The organism is Pseudoalteromonas sp. S2755 (assembly GCF_005886535.1).
Classification (GTDB): domain Bacteria; phylum Pseudomonadota; class Gammaproteobacteria; order Enterobacterales; family Alteromonadaceae; genus Pseudoalteromonas.
This window is the reverse complement of sequence record NZ_PNDS01000101.1, coordinates 22,911-39,749: the sequence shown is the minus strand read 5'-3', so window position 1 is coordinate 39,749 and position 16,839 is coordinate 22,911. Positions and strand designations below refer to the sequence as shown.

The 16,839-nt window shown below is 44.0% G+C and carries 17 protein-coding genes; 4 read left to right on the top strand and 13 right to left on the bottom strand.

What is annotated here, in order from left to right:
- The 13 genes from CWC03_RS16280 to CWC03_RS16220 all read right to left on the bottom strand — a co-directional run.
- Positions 1–813: biotin/lipoyl-containing protein (locus CWC03_RS16280; RefSeq protein WP_138582774.1), on the bottom strand; the 813-nt coding region annotated here is incomplete at its 3' end.
- A gap of 122 nt (positions 814–935) precedes the next feature.
- On the bottom strand, positions 936–1,883 hold the full coding sequence (locus CWC03_RS16275) for a sensor histidine kinase (protein WP_138582773.1): 948 nt from the start codon (positions 1,881–1,883) through the stop codon (positions 936–938).
- Positions 1,884–1,886: 3 nt separating this feature from the next.
- Positions 1,887–2,426: a heme NO-binding domain-containing protein gene (locus CWC03_RS16270; RefSeq protein WP_138582772.1), complete on the bottom strand. Its 540-nt coding sequence runs from the start codon at positions 2,424–2,426 to the stop codon at positions 1,887–1,889.
- Positions 2,427–2,551: 125 nt separating this feature from the next.
- A complete protein-coding gene (locus CWC03_RS16265; RefSeq protein ID WP_138582771.1) occupies positions 2,552–3,958 on the bottom strand; it encodes a hypothetical protein in 1,407 nt (468 codons plus the stop codon).
- A 100-nt stretch (positions 3,959–4,058) separates the two neighbouring features.
- The gene (locus tag CWC03_RS16260; protein WP_138582770.1) at positions 4,059–4,355 is read right to left on the bottom strand and encodes a DUF1330 domain-containing protein; all 297 of its coding nucleotides are present in this window, start codon (positions 4,353–4,355) and stop codon (positions 4,059–4,061) included.
- A 29-nt stretch (positions 4,356–4,384) separates the two neighbouring features.
- Positions 4,385–4,792: an SMU1112c/YaeR family gloxylase I-like metalloprotein gene (gene gloA2, locus CWC03_RS16255; protein WP_138582769.1), complete on the bottom strand. Its 408-nt coding sequence runs from the start codon at positions 4,790–4,792 to the stop codon at positions 4,385–4,387.
- A 99-nt stretch (positions 4,793–4,891) separates the two neighbouring features.
- Positions 4,892–5,653, bottom strand: a complete 762-nt coding sequence (locus tag CWC03_RS16250; protein ID WP_010604931.1) for an SDR family oxidoreductase — start codon at positions 5,651–5,653, stop codon at positions 4,892–4,894.
- A gap of 6 nt (positions 5,654–5,659) precedes the next feature.
- Positions 5,660–6,547, bottom strand: coding sequence for a 3-hydroxyisobutyrate dehydrogenase (mmsB, locus tag CWC03_RS16245; RefSeq protein WP_128726001.1), 888 nt, complete (start codon positions 6,545–6,547; stop codon positions 5,660–5,662).
- A gap of 12 nt (positions 6,548–6,559) precedes the next feature.
- The gene (locus CWC03_RS16240) at positions 6,560–7,699 is read right to left on the bottom strand and encodes an enoyl-CoA hydratase/isomerase family protein (RefSeq protein ID WP_138582768.1); all 1,140 of its coding nucleotides are present in this window, start codon (positions 7,697–7,699) and stop codon (positions 6,560–6,562) included.
- Positions 7,699–8,475 (bottom strand): enoyl-CoA hydratase, encoded by a 777-nt coding sequence (locus CWC03_RS16235; protein WP_039497662.1) that lies wholly within the window; start codon positions 8,473–8,475, stop codon positions 7,699–7,701. The genes CWC03_RS16240 and CWC03_RS16235 overlap by 1 nt, the downstream gene beginning before the upstream one ends.
- A 10-nt stretch (positions 8,476–8,485) precedes the next feature.
- A complete protein-coding gene (locus tag CWC03_RS16230) occupies positions 8,486–9,643 on the bottom strand; it encodes an acyl-CoA dehydrogenase family protein (protein ID WP_128725998.1) in 1,158 nt (385 codons plus the stop codon).
- 107 nt (positions 9,644–9,750) lie between these two features.
- Entirely contained in the window at positions 9,751–11,241 is a 1,491-nt protein-coding gene (locus tag CWC03_RS16225; protein WP_010378628.1) for a CoA-acylating methylmalonate-semialdehyde dehydrogenase, read from the bottom strand.
- 96 nt (positions 11,242–11,337) lie between these two features.
- Positions 11,338–12,516 carry an acetyl-CoA C-acyltransferase gene (locus CWC03_RS16220; RefSeq protein WP_138582767.1) on the bottom strand — a complete coding sequence of 393 codons (1,179 nt, stop codon included), beginning with the start codon at positions 12,514–12,516 and terminating at the stop codon, positions 11,338–11,340.
- A gap of 313 nt (positions 12,517–12,829) precedes the next feature.
- Here CWC03_RS16220 and CWC03_RS16215 point away from each other — a divergent pair, with 313 nt between their 5' ends.
- The 4 genes from CWC03_RS16215 to CWC03_RS16200 are packed head-to-tail and all read left to right on the top strand — an operon-like array spanning position 12,830 to position 16,831.
- Positions 12,830–13,222 carry a MerR family transcriptional regulator gene (locus tag CWC03_RS16215; protein ID WP_010378624.1) on the top strand — a complete coding sequence of 131 codons (393 nt, stop codon included), beginning with the start codon at positions 12,830–12,832 and terminating at the stop codon, positions 13,220–13,222.
- A gap of 24 nt (positions 13,223–13,246) precedes the next feature.
- A complete protein-coding gene (locus CWC03_RS16210; RefSeq protein ID WP_138582766.1) occupies positions 13,247–14,422 on the top strand; it encodes an isovaleryl-CoA dehydrogenase in 1,176 nt (391 codons plus the stop codon).
- A gap of 9 nt (positions 14,423–14,431) precedes the next feature.
- Positions 14,432–16,039 carry a carboxyl transferase domain-containing protein gene (locus CWC03_RS16205; protein WP_138582765.1) on the top strand — a complete coding sequence of 536 codons (1,608 nt, stop codon included), beginning with the start codon at positions 14,432–14,434 and terminating at the stop codon, positions 16,037–16,039.
- A 9-nt stretch (positions 16,040–16,048) separates the two neighbouring features.
- On the top strand, positions 16,049–16,831 hold the full coding sequence (locus CWC03_RS16200) for an enoyl-CoA hydratase-related protein (RefSeq protein WP_138582764.1): 783 nt from the start codon (positions 16,049–16,051) through the stop codon (positions 16,829–16,831).
- Positions 16,832–16,839 lie beyond the last annotated feature (8 nt).

The window sequence follows — 16,839 nt, the reverse complement described above, 5'->3', positions numbered from 1 at the left end:
ATAACTACTCGCCGCCCATCCGATCATAAGGTCAGTATCAATAACCGTGCTATCGGTTACTTCGACTTCCGCTAGGTCTTCCTGAGCTTCTAAATTATCGCATGTAGCCTGGTGAGAGGATGCATTAAGTTCGACCAGTGTAGGGGGTTCATTATCCAAAGCTGGATCTAACAGCACTTGAGCCAATAAAGCATCAATATTATCCTCTTGTGGCTCAGGTTCGAGCTCAGACGCGATATACTCGGGGTGATACAAAGTGACAATTGTTTCGCCAGATGTAACTGTTTGTTCAAGCTTTTTGATAAAGTCGCATACTATACCATCGTTGGGAGCACTTACTTCAAGAACAGCCTTATCAGTATAAACATCACAAAGTTTATCGCCACAAACAACCTTATCTCCTTCTTTGACATAGATTTCAATAATTGTCGCACTATCTACAAAGTCAGGTAATGCATCAATCTGCACATCAATATTGCCTTTACCTTTGAACTCATGCTCGGCGTTGATGTCTTCATTACTGAGTAACTGATGAGTACTCTTCAGTTTAGGTGCAACCAAGTGGTTTAATTTTGCATCTGGAGTGATTGACATGATAAGTGCATCAGCTTCCAAAATATCTCCCTCATTCACCACAATTTTGCTTACATGGCTTGCATCGGGAGCGCGCAACTCCAACAGGACCTTAGCAGTTTCGATATCACATAAGATCTGATCCTTCGCAACTTGATTTCCTTCGGATACGTAGAGTTTTGTAATTTTTGCAGTGTCTATTAACTCAGGCAACACGGGTACTTTCAGTTCAATCGCCATAATTTCCCTATTACGTTTTAGTATAAAAGATGAGTTTCGAACACTCAGATGAAAAGGTTTGAGAACGCGTCGAATCTACTAAATCACCGTATTATAAAATGGGAACATATTCAAGATCCTCACTACTCTAGAGGAAAAGATATAGTGAACTGGCTACCTACGCCTTCTTGGCTATGGACCTCGATTTTTCCTTTATGCTCTTTCACAATTGCTTGAGTAACGGCAAGCCCCATGCCCGTCCCCTCGCCTACAGGTTTGGTCGTAAAGAACGGATCGAAAAGCCTAGGGAGCACATCTGCGTCAATACCAACTCCATTGTCGCTAATGCTTAAGATAATATCTTGATCTTTACCTAGTGCTAGCAACACTTCGATTGATTTGTGCGACTTGTGGCTCATGTCCACTGCATACTTCGCATTTACTAACAGGTTGATGATAGCTTGCTTTAACGCCCCCTCTTTGCAAGAGATATTTGGGACATCTTCAATCGCTACGGTTAGCTCGTATCCCTTAAGTTGGCCATGAAGTAAACGAAGCGTGTCTTCAATTATCTTTTTTAACGAAGCACTACTAAAGCTGTCATTATTTGAGCGGGAGAAATTCATTAAATCGTTTACTATGGCTTTAATTCGTTCACAGCCATGCAATGTATCATGAATGAGCTCAGGTAGATCATCCGCAATTTCGTCAAGGCGTTGTTTCAAATATATATTAACGAGGCGAGTTTCTAATTCACTACCTCTCAAATCATTCTGTTCAAGTAATTTAACAGTCTCAAGCAACTGTAATATCGGCGAGATATAAAAATTAAGTGACTCTAGGTTACCCGCCACATATGCCAATGGGTTATTTAATTCGTGTGCTACACCTGCTGACAATGTCCCTAATGTAGCCATTCGCTCATTGTTTATTAATACCGCTTGTTGATTCTTAAGCTGTTCTAGTTGACGTTCAAGCGTTTGGTTAGCCAAATATAAGGCACGTGTTTTCTCTTCCAGTAAGGACTCAACTTCATCACGTGCACGGCGCTCTCTTAAGTACGCCTTTTTATAATCGGTATCTTCAGACATCAACTAATCCAAATGAAGAATAAGTATGCAGTGGCTTGAACCCTTGTGCATACACTGCGGATGTTCAATTTTCAACTTTCGGCTATAAAACTGAGCTGCGCCATGAAGTAGGCCTTCTGCACAGAAACATAACTTACGACTTGAGCAATATTCTAGCACTATGGTTTTATCGTCTTTTACTATTGCTGAAATAGAAGGTAAATTGGGTTCGTTATAAAGCTTTTTTACCTCCATATGTATCACGCTATCGATCGATAAAACTAGCTCTTCAAATGATGCAAATTTTGATGAAATACCTTTATGCTTTTCCGCCAAAAATCCAAATAGTGACTGCCCAAAAATGGCCAATACATCTGTTAATGGTTTTTCCAACTTATCAGCAACACCTTGTGCTAACGCAAATAACTCTTCATCAGGATAGGATGTAGGAGAAACATAAACCCTCCCCTCAGGGGCATGTGCTTCGAGTAACTCATCCCAAGCTTGCATGCCAATCGCTTCTACGACTAATTCTTCTAAGCCTCTAAATATCACACCACGCATTAAACGCTCCTAGTTTTAGCCTGCGACGCTGTGATTTCACTACGAGTTATAGCAAGCTTTTGAAATACTTAACTTGTTCTGATATTAGCTAAGTGTAGAACAATTTTTGCAAAGTGATAGATATTCTATTGAGTGCGAGGAGCTTGATCATCAGGCTCTGATCCTTCAACTTCATCTAGCTCAAGCAATTCAAGCATGCTCATATCGAGAAAGTTATCTAGCTCCTCATTATGCGCAAATACCTTTTCTTTTATACCTTGATAGTAGTCATTTACAATCCCAGCTAAATTGCGCTCCATCCAAGTTTCGACAGAGTCTGAGCGTTTAAACGCATCGGGGTTTTCCTCCACATCTTCTAAAATAGATAGCCACATAGTTAGCTGGGTTCTAACAGGCGCGTCTTCGGATTGCTCCATGACATCATTCATCCAACCAAGCCCTTGATTTTCATATGCTTTTATCAGCTGATTGTATAACCTACTCTTTTCGTTATCGTCAGCTGGTGCGCCCTTAAATTTAACGTAGTCTCTATTGTCAGTTCTAAAGTACTCTGTATTCTCATTTTCGTAATTCAGTTTACTCAATCTTGCGAACAGGTTGTTCGGCTCCCGCGTATCCACTTCGTTTAACATTTCTATAAAAGTAGTTCGGTCATTTGCCTTAACCAAGGTTGCCATATCTAGCATGCCACGACTCGTATCAAAATCAGAATTTGCTAAATGCGCGTTCAGATCTAAAAGATCACCGTCTGAGAATTTGTTATCAATGACAAATTTTGCATAGTCATTTAATAATTGGTTGTTCATGTCACCATACGCATTTACATCTTCAAAAAAGCCTAAACCTCTTACATTTAAATCGAAATCAGCATGGCCGTCTTTATCTAGCAGATAAGCTGGTAAATTTGGTTCAGCGAAGACTTTATTGTCAGCTTGCTCCATCAGCTTAGACATAGTCTTCACCGTATCTTGTAATACCTCATCTGACATATTGCTAAGCTTATTTATTAGCTTGGTAGAATAATCATCCTTTTTTGGATCCAGTAAGTTGATAGACAACGACTCGACAATAAAGTCGGTGAGCTGACCAAGCTCCTCATCAGTTAACCTGTTAGCAACGTCAAGAAGTGCTTCTGTTGGTTTAAAGTGGGAAAACTTTATTTTTTGTTCTTCGTCCAAGCGATCGAAAATAGCTAGAAATTCGTCAATTTTCTCTCTTCCTTCAAAATCACCATAGGTATCTTTATAAATATGGCCATTTTCATCCGTTCCCATATGCTCTCGATGAATCCCATAGCGCTTAAGCCCGATCATGCTGAGGTCTAGGTTGAGAAAAAATTCTTTACTATATGTGACTGGTGATTGTGTATAGGAAAAATCAATAGTTAATTCATTGTTTGAACTGAGTAATTGATTGGGATCATCGTCGCCTCTATTTGCTGCGACCTCTGTTACTTTTTCATGTAGTTTTTCTGACGCAGTTGAATTTATAAAACTACCGTTATTTATTTGATATTGTGACCTTATATTCATAACCTATATCCTTGTTACAAATTCAATTTACCGCGGAGTTATTAAACGTTATCGACCTACATAAAGTAAACTTTACCCAATTTTGCTCCTTATATGAGCTTTATCTAGTGTAACTCGCCAAAATATCAAACCCGCTAACACTATCTTCAAAGTATCGTGCTTTTACCTCTACATATTCAGCATCACTGAAAAAGGACTCCATTGAAGCTTGATCAGGAAAATATATGGTAAAAAGTCTATTAGCTTGGCACTGTCCCTCAGTTTGCAGAGTTTCTGCAATATGAAAATCGTTACTAAATCCACCACCATATAGTCTTAAGATTGGCTTCATCGCTTCACGATATTTGGCATACCGCTCGCTGTTATGAATTTCCATCGCCACTAACATCTCATACATAATTTAACCCTTTTAAAGTTGTTATCATCTTAACATTGCTCATAAAGCTCTAGCGGCAAGCCATCAGGATCGCTGAAAAAGGTAAATCGTTTGCCTGTATATTCATCTATTCGAACAGGCTCTACAGCCACTTGATAATGCAAAAGGTGTGCAATACAAGCATCCATATCTGATACCCTAAATGCTAAATGTCTAAGCCCTTGCGCCTCCGGATGTGATGGTCGTTTTGGAGGATTTGGAAACGAAAACAACTCAATCTGGCTGCCATCTGGCAGCGCAAGATCTAATTTGTAGGATGATCTATCTTTTCGATAGTTTTCATTGAGTACGCGCAACCCAAGTACTTCGGTATAAAAGACCTTTGATCGTTGGTAGTCAGAACAAATAATAGCAACGTGATGTATCCCAGATAACTTCAAGTGCTTCTCCTCAAGCATTTAGTGTCTTCTAAATAAAAAAGCGGCAATTTGCATTGCCGCTTCACACACTCAAGTAGGAACTTGGACTACAGTTGTAAAACCAAGCCTATTTTTTCATTACAAGCGAATGCCGCCGTCAATCTCAACGACACGTCCCGTAAAGAAATCATTTTCAATGATATATTTTGCTGTATGGGCAATTTCTTGCGCTTCACCAAGACGCCCTACCGGCTTCATTTTCACTAGGCGCTCTTTGGCTTCAGGCTTCATTGCATCGGTCATTTTTGTACGGATCACACCCGGTGCAATTGCGCCCACGCGAATACCAAAACGACCTAATTCTTTAGCCCAGCTGGTAGTCATCGCAACGACACCTGACTTTGCCGCTGAATAATTAGTTTGTCCCATATTACCAGCGCGTGCAACGCTAGACATATTAATGATCACGCCACCATTACCCGCTTCTACCATTTTGACCGCAGCTTCGCGGCCGCACAGGAAAACACCTGTGAGGTTGACATCAATAACGGATTGAAATTGCGAAAGCGACATTTTGTCGATGACTTGCCCATCTTTTGCTTTGAGTAGCAAACCGTCACGCAAAATACCTGCATTATTTATTAATACCGAAATATCACCGAAGTCATTTACGATGGCATTAAACACATTTTCGACGTCTGATTCTTGACTAACATTAGCGACATACGTGTTAACTTGTGTGCCGAATTGAGCAAGTTCGTGCTTCGCTTCTGCTAAAACGTCTTCTTGCATATCAATCAGGGCAAGTTTTGCCCCATGCTTTGCCATTTCAGTCGCCATGGCAAGACCTAAGCCTTGCGCACCACCAGTGATCACAACTGTTTTATTGTTAATATCCATAGTGTCCTATTTCTCTGAATAAAGCTTAAAAATCGCACTAAAGTCTTCACTGCCTTTGCCTTGATTTTGCATCAAGTTATACAAATTCTTTGCAAGCGCCCCCATAGGCGTCGCAGAATTCGTTTGCTGCGCAGATTGCATCGCAAGGCCAAGATCTTTAGCCATTAAATCAACCATAAAGCCCGGCTTATAACCGTTCGAAGAAGGCACATTTTCTAGTACATCAGGACATGGGTTGTATAGCTCAAGCGTCCAATTACGACCAGAGCTGTTTAGCATAATTTCGCTCAATACTTTAGGATCTAAGCCATGATCTACACCCATTTGCAGCGCTTCACTTGTGCCCGCCATAAGTATTGATAACAGCATATTGTTACATATCTTAGCGACTTGCCCTGCACCAATATCTCCAGCATGGAAGATATTCTTACCCATATTGGTCAGTACCACATGTGCACGTTCAAAGTCCGCTTTATTACCGCCGACAATAAAAGTTAAGGTACCGGCCGCTGCACCTGCCACACCGCCAGACACGGGCGCATCGACAAATGAAATACCCGATTCTGCCAACTTGTTGCCAACAAACTGAGCAGATTCAGCATCAATGGTCGAGCAATCAATTACTTGTGTGTTTTTAGACAAATAATTAATTAACCCATCATCACCTGTATACACAGCTCGAACATGCTTGCCTGCAGGCAGCATACTGATCACATAATCGGCTTCGCGACATACATCGCTCACAACCGTCGCTTTCGTCGCGCCACTCGCTTCAAGCGTCGCAACAACCTCAGGGTTCAAATCGAATACACATACTTGGTGGCCAGCCTTTAACAGGTTAATGGCCATTGGACCACCCATATTACCTAAGCCGATAAATCCTACTTGTGCCATTTAAGTCACTCCTTATAAGTCACGCAATGGGTGATCGTTTTCATCCCAGCGAGGTGCAAAAAAGCGTTCTACCGCGTCGTCTGTAACTTCGGCGACAGATTTAAATCGCCAATTTGGCTTACCATCCTTATCAATAAGCAACGCACGAACACCTTCTTGAAACTCACCAAACTCACCAGCCGTTACCGACATTCCTAATTCCTGCTTAAAACAGTCTCTTAGTGTTTTGCCTGCACTTCTAGTGAGCTGAGCTTTAACCAATGCAGCACTTAATGGTGAACCATGCTTTAATGCAGCCTGTGCCTTGCTTAGCCATTTGTTGTCAGTGCTATCCAACGCCAAAATAAACTCAACCTGCTCTGATAAATCATCTTTCTCATCAAGCGCTTCGAACACCTTGATAAGCGGTTTAATTTCGCTTTTTGGCGGCGCATGAGAGGCTTCATCTAGTGACAACAACAACTGCGTGAGCTTTTCATGATTTAATACATTGGTTTTGCCCCAGTTCACTTCAACTAGGTTTTGTAATAGTAAGCTCAGTTTTTCTGAGTCCATAAAGTGGTCGGCGAGCCCAACCAGCTTGGCATCCGCAGCGTTAATGTTTGCAGCGGTAAGACCCAAGAATAGTCCAACGCCTTTTGGCATCTTATTGAGGAAATAGCTCCCACCAACATCAGGGTATAAGCCAATGGTGATTTCCGGCATAGCAATGCGCGACGTTTCGGTCATCACTTTATGGCTTGCGCCAGCCGTTAGGCCCAGTCCACCACCCATGATGATGCCATTACCCCAAAGTAGGATTGGCTTATCATAGTTATGGATTTGATAATCTAACCGGTACTCTTCACTAAAAAAGGTTTCGATTAATGCGTTACTCGTATCAGACGACATTTCGCGATATAAACTCACGACATCGCCGCCGGCACAAAACGCCTTCTCTCCAGCACCTTTTAGCATAACCATTGCTATTTGCGGGTCGTTTGCCCAAGCGTCTAGTTGTGGCGCGAGCAAACGGATCATATCAAGGTTTAAGGCATTTAACGCTTTTGGTGCATTTAATGTCGCCAGCGCTATTTTCATCCCGTTATGGCAGGTTGCCTGTTCGAATATAACCGGCGCCTCTTCGTGATTTATTAGCTCAAATTCAATCATTAGCCATTTACCCAATTCGCTTTACGCTTCTCTAAAAACGCGTTTACGCCTTCTTTTTGATCTTGCGTATCGAATAGTGTTACAAAGAGTTCGCGTTCCAGCGGCAATGCGCTATTGATTGTGCCAGTGCGACCTTTTTGAATGAGGGCCTTACAAGCTGTGACCGCAACTGGACTTTGATCTTCTACTTTCTTAGCAAGTTCAAGCGCAGCCTCGAGTGCTTTACCCTGCTCGACCACTTCTTCAACTAAGCCAATTTGCTGTGCTTTATCAGCTTTTAAGCGTTCACCACATAAAATCATACGTTTTGCCCAGCCTTCGCCCACAAGCCAAGACAAATTTTGTGTGCCGCCAGCACAAGGTAACAACCCGACTTTCGCCTCAGGAAGTGCCATTTGGGCTTGAGCTTCGGCAATACGGATATCGCATGCTAGTGCGACTTCTAAGCCGCCACCCATTGCAAAACCATTGATAGCAGCAATAGATACGCCTCTAAAGTCGCTGAGTGTTTCAAACGCTTCGCCAAATACTCGAGACATATCCGCAGCGACCCCTTTGTCGCCGTCGGCAAATACGTTTAGATCCGCACCAGCTGAAAAGAACTTTTCACCTTCACCAGTGATCACTAAAGAATAGATTTCTTTATCTGCGTTCAATTCGATTACTAGATTTTTAAGTGCAGTCAGTGTGTCTTTTGTCCACGTATTCGCAGGTGGATTTGACATAGTAACAACGGCAGTATGGCCTTGTTTTTCGAGTTTTAATTGTGCAGTCATGATGCTCTCCTTATAGGACGCTTGCCGCGCCTTCAGCTAAGATCCGACGTGCAATAATTACACGCATGATTTCGTTTGTACCTTCAAGGATCTGATGAACACGTACGTCACGAAGGTGGCGCTCCAGGGGATATTCTTTGATATACCCGTAACCACCATGAATTTGCAGTGCATCATCACACACCTTAGTGCCTACATCAGTGGCAAAGCGCTTTGCCATAGCGCAATAAGTAGTCTTTTCAGGGTCGTTGCTATCCAATTTAAATGCCGCAAGTCGGACCATTTGGCGCGCAGCCACAAGTTCTGTATTCATATCTGCAATTTTAAATTGCAGTGCTTGGAACGCCGCTAAAGGTTTGCCAAACTGAGAACGCTCTTGCATATACTGCTTGGCGGTATTGAGCGCCTGCTGGGCTGTACCAATCGAGCAAGTTGCAATATTAATACGACCACCATCAAGGCCTTGCATCGCAAATTTGAAGCCTTCTCCTTCTTGGCCTAGCAGGTTTGCAGCTGGGATACGAACATTTTCAAGCGTGATAAGGCGCGTAGGTTGTGCGTTCCAACCCATTTTTTCTTCTGCTTTGCCATAAATAACGCCGTCAGCATCGGCAGGTACAACAAATGCCGAAATACCTTTTGGACCGTCTTCACCGGTTCTTGCCATTACCACCAATACGTCGGTTTCACCTGCCCCTGAGATAAACATCTTAGAGCCAGACAAAACGTACTCATCGCCTTCTTTTATTGCTTTTGTTTTCAGAGATGCAGCATCAGAGCCAGAGCCTGGCTCAGTTAGACAGTAAGAAGCCAGTAGCTCACCTGTCACTAACTGATCCATATATTTTGCTTTGGTTTCTTCCGTTGCAAAGCTCGCTATCATCCACGTTGCCATGTTATGAATAGTCAACATGGCGGTTGTTGCTGTACAACCCATAGAAAGTTGCTCAAAAATAATACTTGAGTCAAGGCGAGATAAACCCAGACCACCTGCCTCTTCTGGCGTATATAGACCGCAAAAACCAAGCTCACCTGCTTTTTGAATTACGTCTTTTGGAAAAATGTGCTCTTGATCCCATTTTGCAGCATGTGGAGCAAGCTCGCTCATTGCAAATTGGTGCGCCATATCGGCAAATGCTTGTTGATCTTCGTTTAGGTTAAAGTCCACGCTAGACCTCTCTTGCTGTTCTGACACCCTGAATGTGTGTCGGTAATTCTTATCGTTTTGGTAAAAAATAGCGTGCTCCCCCTGCAGAGCACGCTATGCAATATGAGTTATCTAAGGTTGATACTCATATTTGGACCACTGACAGCCTCATCGTCAAACCAACGTGAGGTAATCGTTTTGGTTTCTGTATAGAAACGCACGCCTTGCTTACCATAAGTGTGTTGGTCACCGTAGAATGAGTTCTTCCAACCAGTAAATGAGAAGAACGGCAATGGCACAGGAATAGGAATGTTAATGCCGACCTGACCCACTTCGATTTCACGCTGGAACTTACGTGCTGCGCCACCGCTTGCAGTGAATAATGAGGTGCCGTTGCCGTATGGGTTGTTATTAATAAGCGTAATTGCTTCATCTAAACTATCGACAAAGACACAACAAAGGACTGGGCCAAAGATTTCTTCTTTGTAGATATCCATTTCAGTTGTGACATTTGAAAATAGTGTTGGACCTACCCAGTTACCATTTTCATAACCCTCAACTGTAAAATCAGAACCGTCTAGCAAACAAGTTGCGCCTTGCTGCTTACCACTGTCAATCAGCGACAGAATGCGCGCTTTAGCCTGCGGCGTCGTTTGCGGACCATAAGCGGCTTCAGGATCATCCCAAACGCCAGGACGAACCTTCGCCATTGCGTCTTTTAGTTCCTCTACCCACTGTTGTGATTGGCCAACAAACACGGCAACTGAGATCCCCATACAGCGCTGACCACCCGCGCCGACCGAAGAGCCAACCAGGTTATTGATCACTTGTTCTTTTTTCGCATCTGGCATGATAACCATGTGGTTTTTTGCACCAACACACGCTTGAACGCGTTTGAGGTTTTGCGTACCTTTGCTGTAAATGTATTGACCAACACCACAAGAACCCACGAAAGAAATCGCGCGAATTTCCGGCGCTTCAAGGATTTGGTCGACCTGATCCTTACTACCGTGTACTACCTGTAGTACGCCTTTTGGCGCACCGGCTTCTTCAAACAGTTCAACCAAGCGCATTGGCGTTAGTGGATCTTGCTCTGATGGCTTAAGTACAAAGGTGTTACCGCATACAATTGCCATTGGGAACATCCACAGTGGGATCATCGCTGGGAAGTTAAATGGCGTAATACCCGCACAAACGCCTAGCGGTTGGGTATATGAATAGGTGTCGATATTTCGGGCAACGTTTTCTACCGTCTCGCCCATCATCATTGAAGGGGCATTACATGCTTGCTCAACCACTTCAATACCACGCCATACATCACCTTTCGCATCTTCAAAAGTTTTACCTAGTTCATGGCAAATGATGGTTGCGATTTCTTCTTGATGCTCTTTAAGAAGCGCTGCATAACGCATCATAATTCGCGCACGCTCAGTTACCGGAACATTACGCCACGTTTTAAATGCTTCTTGAGCTGAATGAATTGCAGCTTGTACTTCTTCGTTAGTAGCACAAGGTACTTTTGCTAATACTTCTTGATTAGCCGGATTAACAACGTCTAACCATTTGTCAGACTGAGACTGTGAAAATTCACCGTTGATGTATAAAGGTACTTGGTGCATGAAGCACTCCTCCCCATAAAACGAGTTTATGCGCTGCGTGAATGATTAGAATTATGGAAAACGCAGCGCCCCTTGAACGAAATAAATTGCAGTAACTTACACTTCCACCGCGAGCGCTACAGCTTCACCACCACCGATACATAGTGACGCTACGCCTTTTGATAAGCCGCGGTTTCTTAGTGCATGGATAAGTGTAACCAAGATGCGAGCACCGCTTGCACCGATTGGGTGACCCAGTGCACAAGCACCACCGTTAACGTTGACTTTGCTGCTATCTAATTGCATTTCGTTGATAGCCAACATAGTCACCATGGCAAACGCTTCGTTGATTTCCCAAAGGTCAACGTCAGCTGTCGACCAACCCACTTTTTCAAGCAGCTTATTCATCGCACCGACTGGTGCCACGGTAAATTCAGCAGGCGCTTGTGAGTGAGTTGCATGGGCAACAATCTTACAAAGCGGTGTCAAACCGTGCTTTTTCGCTTCTGAGTCACTCATTAAAATCAGCGCTGCTGCACCGTCAGAAATAGACGAGGAGTTAGCAGCAGTGATAGTGCCGTCTTTTTTAAATGCTGGGCGAAGTGATGGAATTTTGTCTGGACGCGCGTTACCAGGTTGCTCGTCAGTATTAACCTCAACATCCCCCTTACGCGTACTCATTACATGAGGGGCAATTTCATTGCCAAAGCTGCCATTTTCGATTGCGGCGTTTGCTTTACTTAGTGAGCCAAGTGCAAATTCATCCATGTGCTCACGGGTAATGCCATATTCATCAGCAGTAGCTTGTGCGAAACAACCCATCGCTTTATTGTCATAAGCATCTTCTAAGCCATCAGCCATCATATGGTCTTTGATTTCGCCATGACCCATGCGCATTCCGCCACGGGCTTTTGGAATAAAGTAAGGTGAGTTAGTCATGCTTTCCATGCCACCAGCGATAGCAGAATGAATGCTACCTGAGCGGATGAGATCATGCGCGAACATCGCCGCTTTTAGACCCGAGCCGCACACCTTGTTAATAGTGGTTGCTCCCGTCGAGCGTGCAAGCCCCGCATGTAGCATCGCTTGACGCGCTGGCGCTTGACCAAGACCTGCAGGTAAGACACAGCCCATGATAACTTCGTCTATACTCGCGTCACTAAGACCTGTTTCATTCATTACTGCTTTAATTGCAGTCGCACCTAAGTCTGTCGCGGTTGCGTCAGATAGGCTTCCCATAAAGCCACCCATTGGTGTACGCTTAGCAGCGACGATGACAACAGCTTCGTTACTCATTGCAAAACTCCTGTTTACAAGCCAATCTTGGCTTGTTAAAAATTAACTCTGTATTCGAGCATACATAATATTTACGTTTACGCCAACGTAAATCTAAAATCAAGCCAAACGAGATCAGTGAAAGTGTAAAGCTAACTTGCACAAATTTGTTTCCAAGGCTTATTTTCTCTAGCTGTAATGAAGATTTGATGACAATTGAACGGACAGATTATTCCTTTTATAAGACTAAAGAAGGATCTGCTATTCTTACTTTACCTTTACGTAAACTTCACTTATATTGGTCTAATCAGTGACGTTGTAAGTGTAAATAAAAATGCAAGAAATTAATGAACCTACCTATTCAATCAGCGAGTTAGCTAAAGAATTTGATATTACTACTCGCAGTATTCGTTTTTACGAAGACCAAGGACTCCTTTCTCCTAGGCGCCAAGGACAAACGCGTATTTACTCAAAACGTGACAAAGTTCGATTAAAACTGATCCTTCGCGGCAAACGCCTTGGTTTTACACTTGCTGAAACTGGCCGACTATTTGAGCTTTACGACGCCGACAAATCGAGCGAAAAGCAACTTAAAACCATGTTGCAACTCATTGAAGAGAAAAAAGCCGATTTAAGCCAACAGATGGACGACATTAAAGTTGTCTTAATGGAACTGGTGACGGCTGAACGCCGTTGTCGCGACACCCTACACGAGCTCGAAAAATAAACTCTCACAACAGGATGAAGACCGATGAGCACAGTATCTTTATATAAAGAATTAAACTTTGGACTAGGCGAAACAGCAGACATGATCCTTGATCATGTGAATAGCTTTGCGACCAGTGAAATTGCCCCACTTGCTGAAAAAACAGATCAAGAAAATGCATTTCCAAACGAAATGTGGCCAAAGTTTGGCGAAATGGGCCTACTTGGGATCACCGTCGCTGAAGAATTTGGCGGCTCAAACATGGGTTATCTTGAACACGTTATCGCAATGGAAGAGATAAGCCGTGCGAGTGCATCAATTGGCTTAAGCTACGGCGCACACTCAAACCTATGTGTGAACCAAATTAACCGTAACGGCAACCAAGCCCAAAAAGAAAAATATCTACCAAAACTTATCAGCGGTGAACACATCGGTGCACTAGCAATGAGTGAGCCCAATGCTGGCTCTGACGTGGTGTCAATGAAACTGCGTGCTGAAAAGCAAGGTGACAAGTTCATCCTTAACGGTAATAAAATGTGGATCACTAATGGTCCAGATGCCGACGTTTTTGTGATTTACGCAAAAACGGATACCAATGCAGGCCCTCGTGGGATCACAGCCTTTATCGTCGAAAAAAGCTTCCCTGGTTTTTCAACGGCACAAAAGTTAGACAAACTTGGAATGCGTGGTTCAAACACCTGTGAGCTGGTATTCGAAAACTGCGAAGTACCTGCAGAAAACATCCTTGGCGAATACAACGAAGGCGTTAAGGTACTCATGAGTGGCCTTGACTACGAGCGTGTGGTGTTAGCAGGCGGTCCGCTTGGTATTATGCAGGCTTGTATGGATGTGGTAGTACCTTATATTCACGAGCGTAAACAATTTAACCAATCCATCGGTGAATTCCAGCTGGTGCAGGGCAAAGTTGCTGACATGTACACGCAAATGAACGCCGCACGCTCATACGTTTATACCGTGGCGAAAGCCTGTGACCGTGGCGAAACCACACGTAAAGATGCTGCTGGTGCAATTTTGTATGCCGCAGAACTTGCAACCAAACTTGCACTTGATGCCATTCAGCTACTAGGCGGAAACGGTTATATCAATGAATATCCTACAGGTCGACTACTTCGCGATGCCAAGCTGTATGAAATTGGCGCTGGTACGTCTGAGATCCGCCGTATGCTTATCGGACGTGAGCTATTCAACGAAAGTCGCTAGGAGTGCTACATGACGGTACTAAATTCTGCGGTTAATCCGCATGATCCCCAGTTTAAGGCAAACAGCGATGCGATGGCATCGCTGGTTGCTGATCTTAAAGATAAAGTCGCCACATTGAGCCAAGGCGGTGGTGAAGCGCTCATCGCTCGTCACCAAAGTCGCGGTAAATTATTTGTACGTGACCGAATTGAAACCTTGCTTGACGAGGGCTCACCCTTTTTAGAAATTGGCCAATTCGCCGCGTTTGGCGTTTACGAGCAAGATATTCCTTGTGCTGGTGTGGTCGCCGGGATCGGGCGCGTTAAAGGTGTTGAATGCATGATTGTGGCAAATGATGCGACGGTAAAAGGGGGAACCTATTTCCCTATTACTGTAAAAAAACACCTAAGAGCGCAAGAAATCGCCGAGCGCTGCCATCTTCCTTGTATTTATTTAGTGGATTCTGGCGGTGCGAACTTGCCAGAGCAAGATGAAGTGTTCCCAGATAAATTGCATTTTGGTCGGATTTTCTACAATCAAGCCCGTATGTCTGCAAAAGGGATCCCACAAATCGCTGTGGTCATGGGGTTATGTACCGCTGGCGGCGCGTATGTACCAGCGATGGCCGATGAAAGTATTATCGTCAAAGAACAAGGCACTATTTTCTTGGCAGGGCCACCGCTTGTTAAAGCGGCCACGGGTGAAGAAGTGAGTGCAGAAGACTTAGGCGGCGCAGATGTTCACTGTAAAATCTCTGGTGTAGCCGATCACTATGCAGAAAATGACGAGCATGCGCTTTCTATCGCAAGACAGTGCGTGTCACGCCTTAATCATCAGCGCCCTACTCGCCCGTTCCTGCAAGATGCTAAACCACCACGTTATGACATCAGTGAGGTGTATGGCATTGTCGGTACGGATCTGAAAAAGCCGTTCGATGTACGCGAAGTCATTGCCCGTATCGTGGACGATTCTCAGTTTGATGAATTTAAACGCTACTTCGGCGAAACACTCGTGACTGGTTTTGCTGAAATTTATGGTCACCCTGTAGGGATCGTAGCAAACAACGGAATTCTCTTTTCTGAATCCGCGCAAAAAGGCGCACACTTTATTCAACTCTGTGCACAACGCAATATTCCGCTGCTGTTTTTGCAGAACATTACTGGATTTATGGTTGGCCAAAAATACGAAGCGGAAGGTATCGCTAAGCACGGTGCAAAAATGGTAACAGCCGTTTCCTGTGCTGATGTACCTAAGTTTACAGTATTGATTGGCGGCTCATATGGTGCTGGTAACTATGGCATGTGTGGTAGAGCCTACGAGCCAACCATGATGTGGATGTGGCCAAACGCACGGATCTCCGTAATGGGTGGTGAACAAGCTGCAGGCGTATTAACGCAGGTAAAACAAGATGGTTTAGCACGTAAGGGCCTTAGCATGAGCGATGCCGAAGTGAGTGAATTTAAAAAACCAATCATCGAGCAGTATGAAAAGCAAGGACATCCATACTATGCCAGCGCAAGGCTTTGGGACGATGGCGTTATCGACCCTGCGGATACGCGCACAGTACTTGGTCTTGCCTTAGAGGCTGCGAGTAACGCACCGCAAAAAGAGTCTAAATTTGGCGTCTTCAGAATGTAAGGAGCACTTATGCCTGTCACTTTAAATATAACAAAAAGCAAAGTGGCGATTTTAGAGCTAAGTCGCCCAGAAAAACATAATGCCTTCAATGCGGAGGTGATTGCCGAACTCATTAAGAATATCGAATATGCCAGCGGCCTTGATGTCAGAGCGCTGGTATTAAAAACCGAAGGTAAACACTTTTCAGCGGGGGCTGATCTGGCGTGGATGAAATCCATGGCAGACAACGACTATGACGAAAACGTCGCTGATTCTTTAGAACTTGCTAAATTAATGCAAGTGCTGGCCACTTGCCCTCACCCAACGCTGTGTTTGGTGCAAGGCGCTGCTTTTGGCGGTGCGCTTGGGTTAATCGCCTGTTGTGATATCGCCATTGCAGAGCACAACTCTAAATTTTGTTTAAGTGAAGTCAAGCTTGGTCTTATTCCGGCTGTGATTAGTCCTTATGTCATTAAAGCCATCGGGGAGCGCCAAGCGCGACGCTATTTTTTAACAGCCGAAGTATTCGATGGTGAAAAGGCGCTAGAAATGGGTTTAATTCACGAATTGAGCGATGATTTAGCAAAAAGCGAAGCGGATTTTCTCAATACCTTGCTTAACAATGGCCCTGCTGCTGTGAAAAGTGCCAAAGCACTGATCAGCGAAGTTGCTGGTAAAGAGATAAATGAAGCGTTGATCGCCCATACCGCAAAGCGTATCGCTGAAATTAGAGTAAGTGACGAAGGCCAAGAAGGGCTTAGCGCCTTTTTCGATAAACGAGCACCACGCTGGCAAACCGCCGCAAGCGAATAGGAGTCAAC

Coding starts and splice junctions, on each gene's coding strand:
- CWC03_RS16225 (WP_010378628.1), bottom strand. CDS start 11,241: ATGCACCAAGTACCTTTATACATCAACGGTGAATTTTCACAGTCTCAG.
- CWC03_RS16265 (WP_138582771.1), bottom strand. CDS start 3,958: ATGAATATAAGGTCACAATATCAAATAAATAACGGTAGTTTTATAAAT.
- mmsB (WP_128726001.1), bottom strand. CDS start 6,547: ATGGCACAAGTAGGATTTATCGGCTTAGGTAATATGGGTGGTCCAATG.
- CWC03_RS16250 (WP_010604931.1), bottom strand. CDS start 5,653: ATGGATATTAACAATAAAACAGTTGTGATCACTGGTGGTGCGCAAGGC.
- CWC03_RS16205 (WP_138582765.1), top strand. CDS start 14,432: ATGACGGTACTAAATTCTGCGGTTAATCCGCATGATCCCCAGTTTAAG.
- CWC03_RS16235 (WP_039497662.1), bottom strand. CDS start 8,475: ATGACTGCACAATTAAAACTCGAAAAACAAGGCCATACTGCCGTTGTT.
- CWC03_RS16215 (WP_010378624.1), top strand. CDS start 12,830: ATGCAAGAAATTAATGAACCTACCTATTCAATCAGCGAGTTAGCTAAA.
- CWC03_RS16240 (WP_138582768.1), bottom strand. CDS start 7,699: ATGATTGAATTTGAGCTAATAAATCACGAAGAGGCGCCGGTTATATTC.
- CWC03_RS16220 (WP_138582767.1), bottom strand. CDS start 12,516: ATGAGTAACGAAGCTGTTGTCATCGTCGCTGCTAAGCGTACACCAATG.
- CWC03_RS16270 (WP_138582772.1), bottom strand. CDS start 2,426: ATGCGTGGTGTGATATTTAGAGGCTTAGAAGAATTAGTCGTAGAAGCG.
- CWC03_RS16200 (WP_138582764.1), top strand. CDS start 16,049: ATGCCTGTCACTTTAAATATAACAAAAAGCAAAGTGGCGATTTTAGAG.
- gloA2 (WP_138582769.1), bottom strand. CDS start 4,792: ATGCTTGAGGAGAAGCACTTGAAGTTATCTGGGATACATCACGTTGCT.
- CWC03_RS16210 (WP_138582766.1), top strand. CDS start 13,247: ATGAGCACAGTATCTTTATATAAAGAATTAAACTTTGGACTAGGCGAA.
- CWC03_RS16260 (WP_138582770.1), bottom strand. CDS start 4,355: ATGTATGAGATGTTAGTGGCGATGGAAATTCATAACAGCGAGCGGTAT.
- CWC03_RS16275 (WP_138582773.1), bottom strand. CDS start 1,883: ATGTCTGAAGATACCGATTATAAAAAGGCGTACTTAAGAGAGCGCCGT.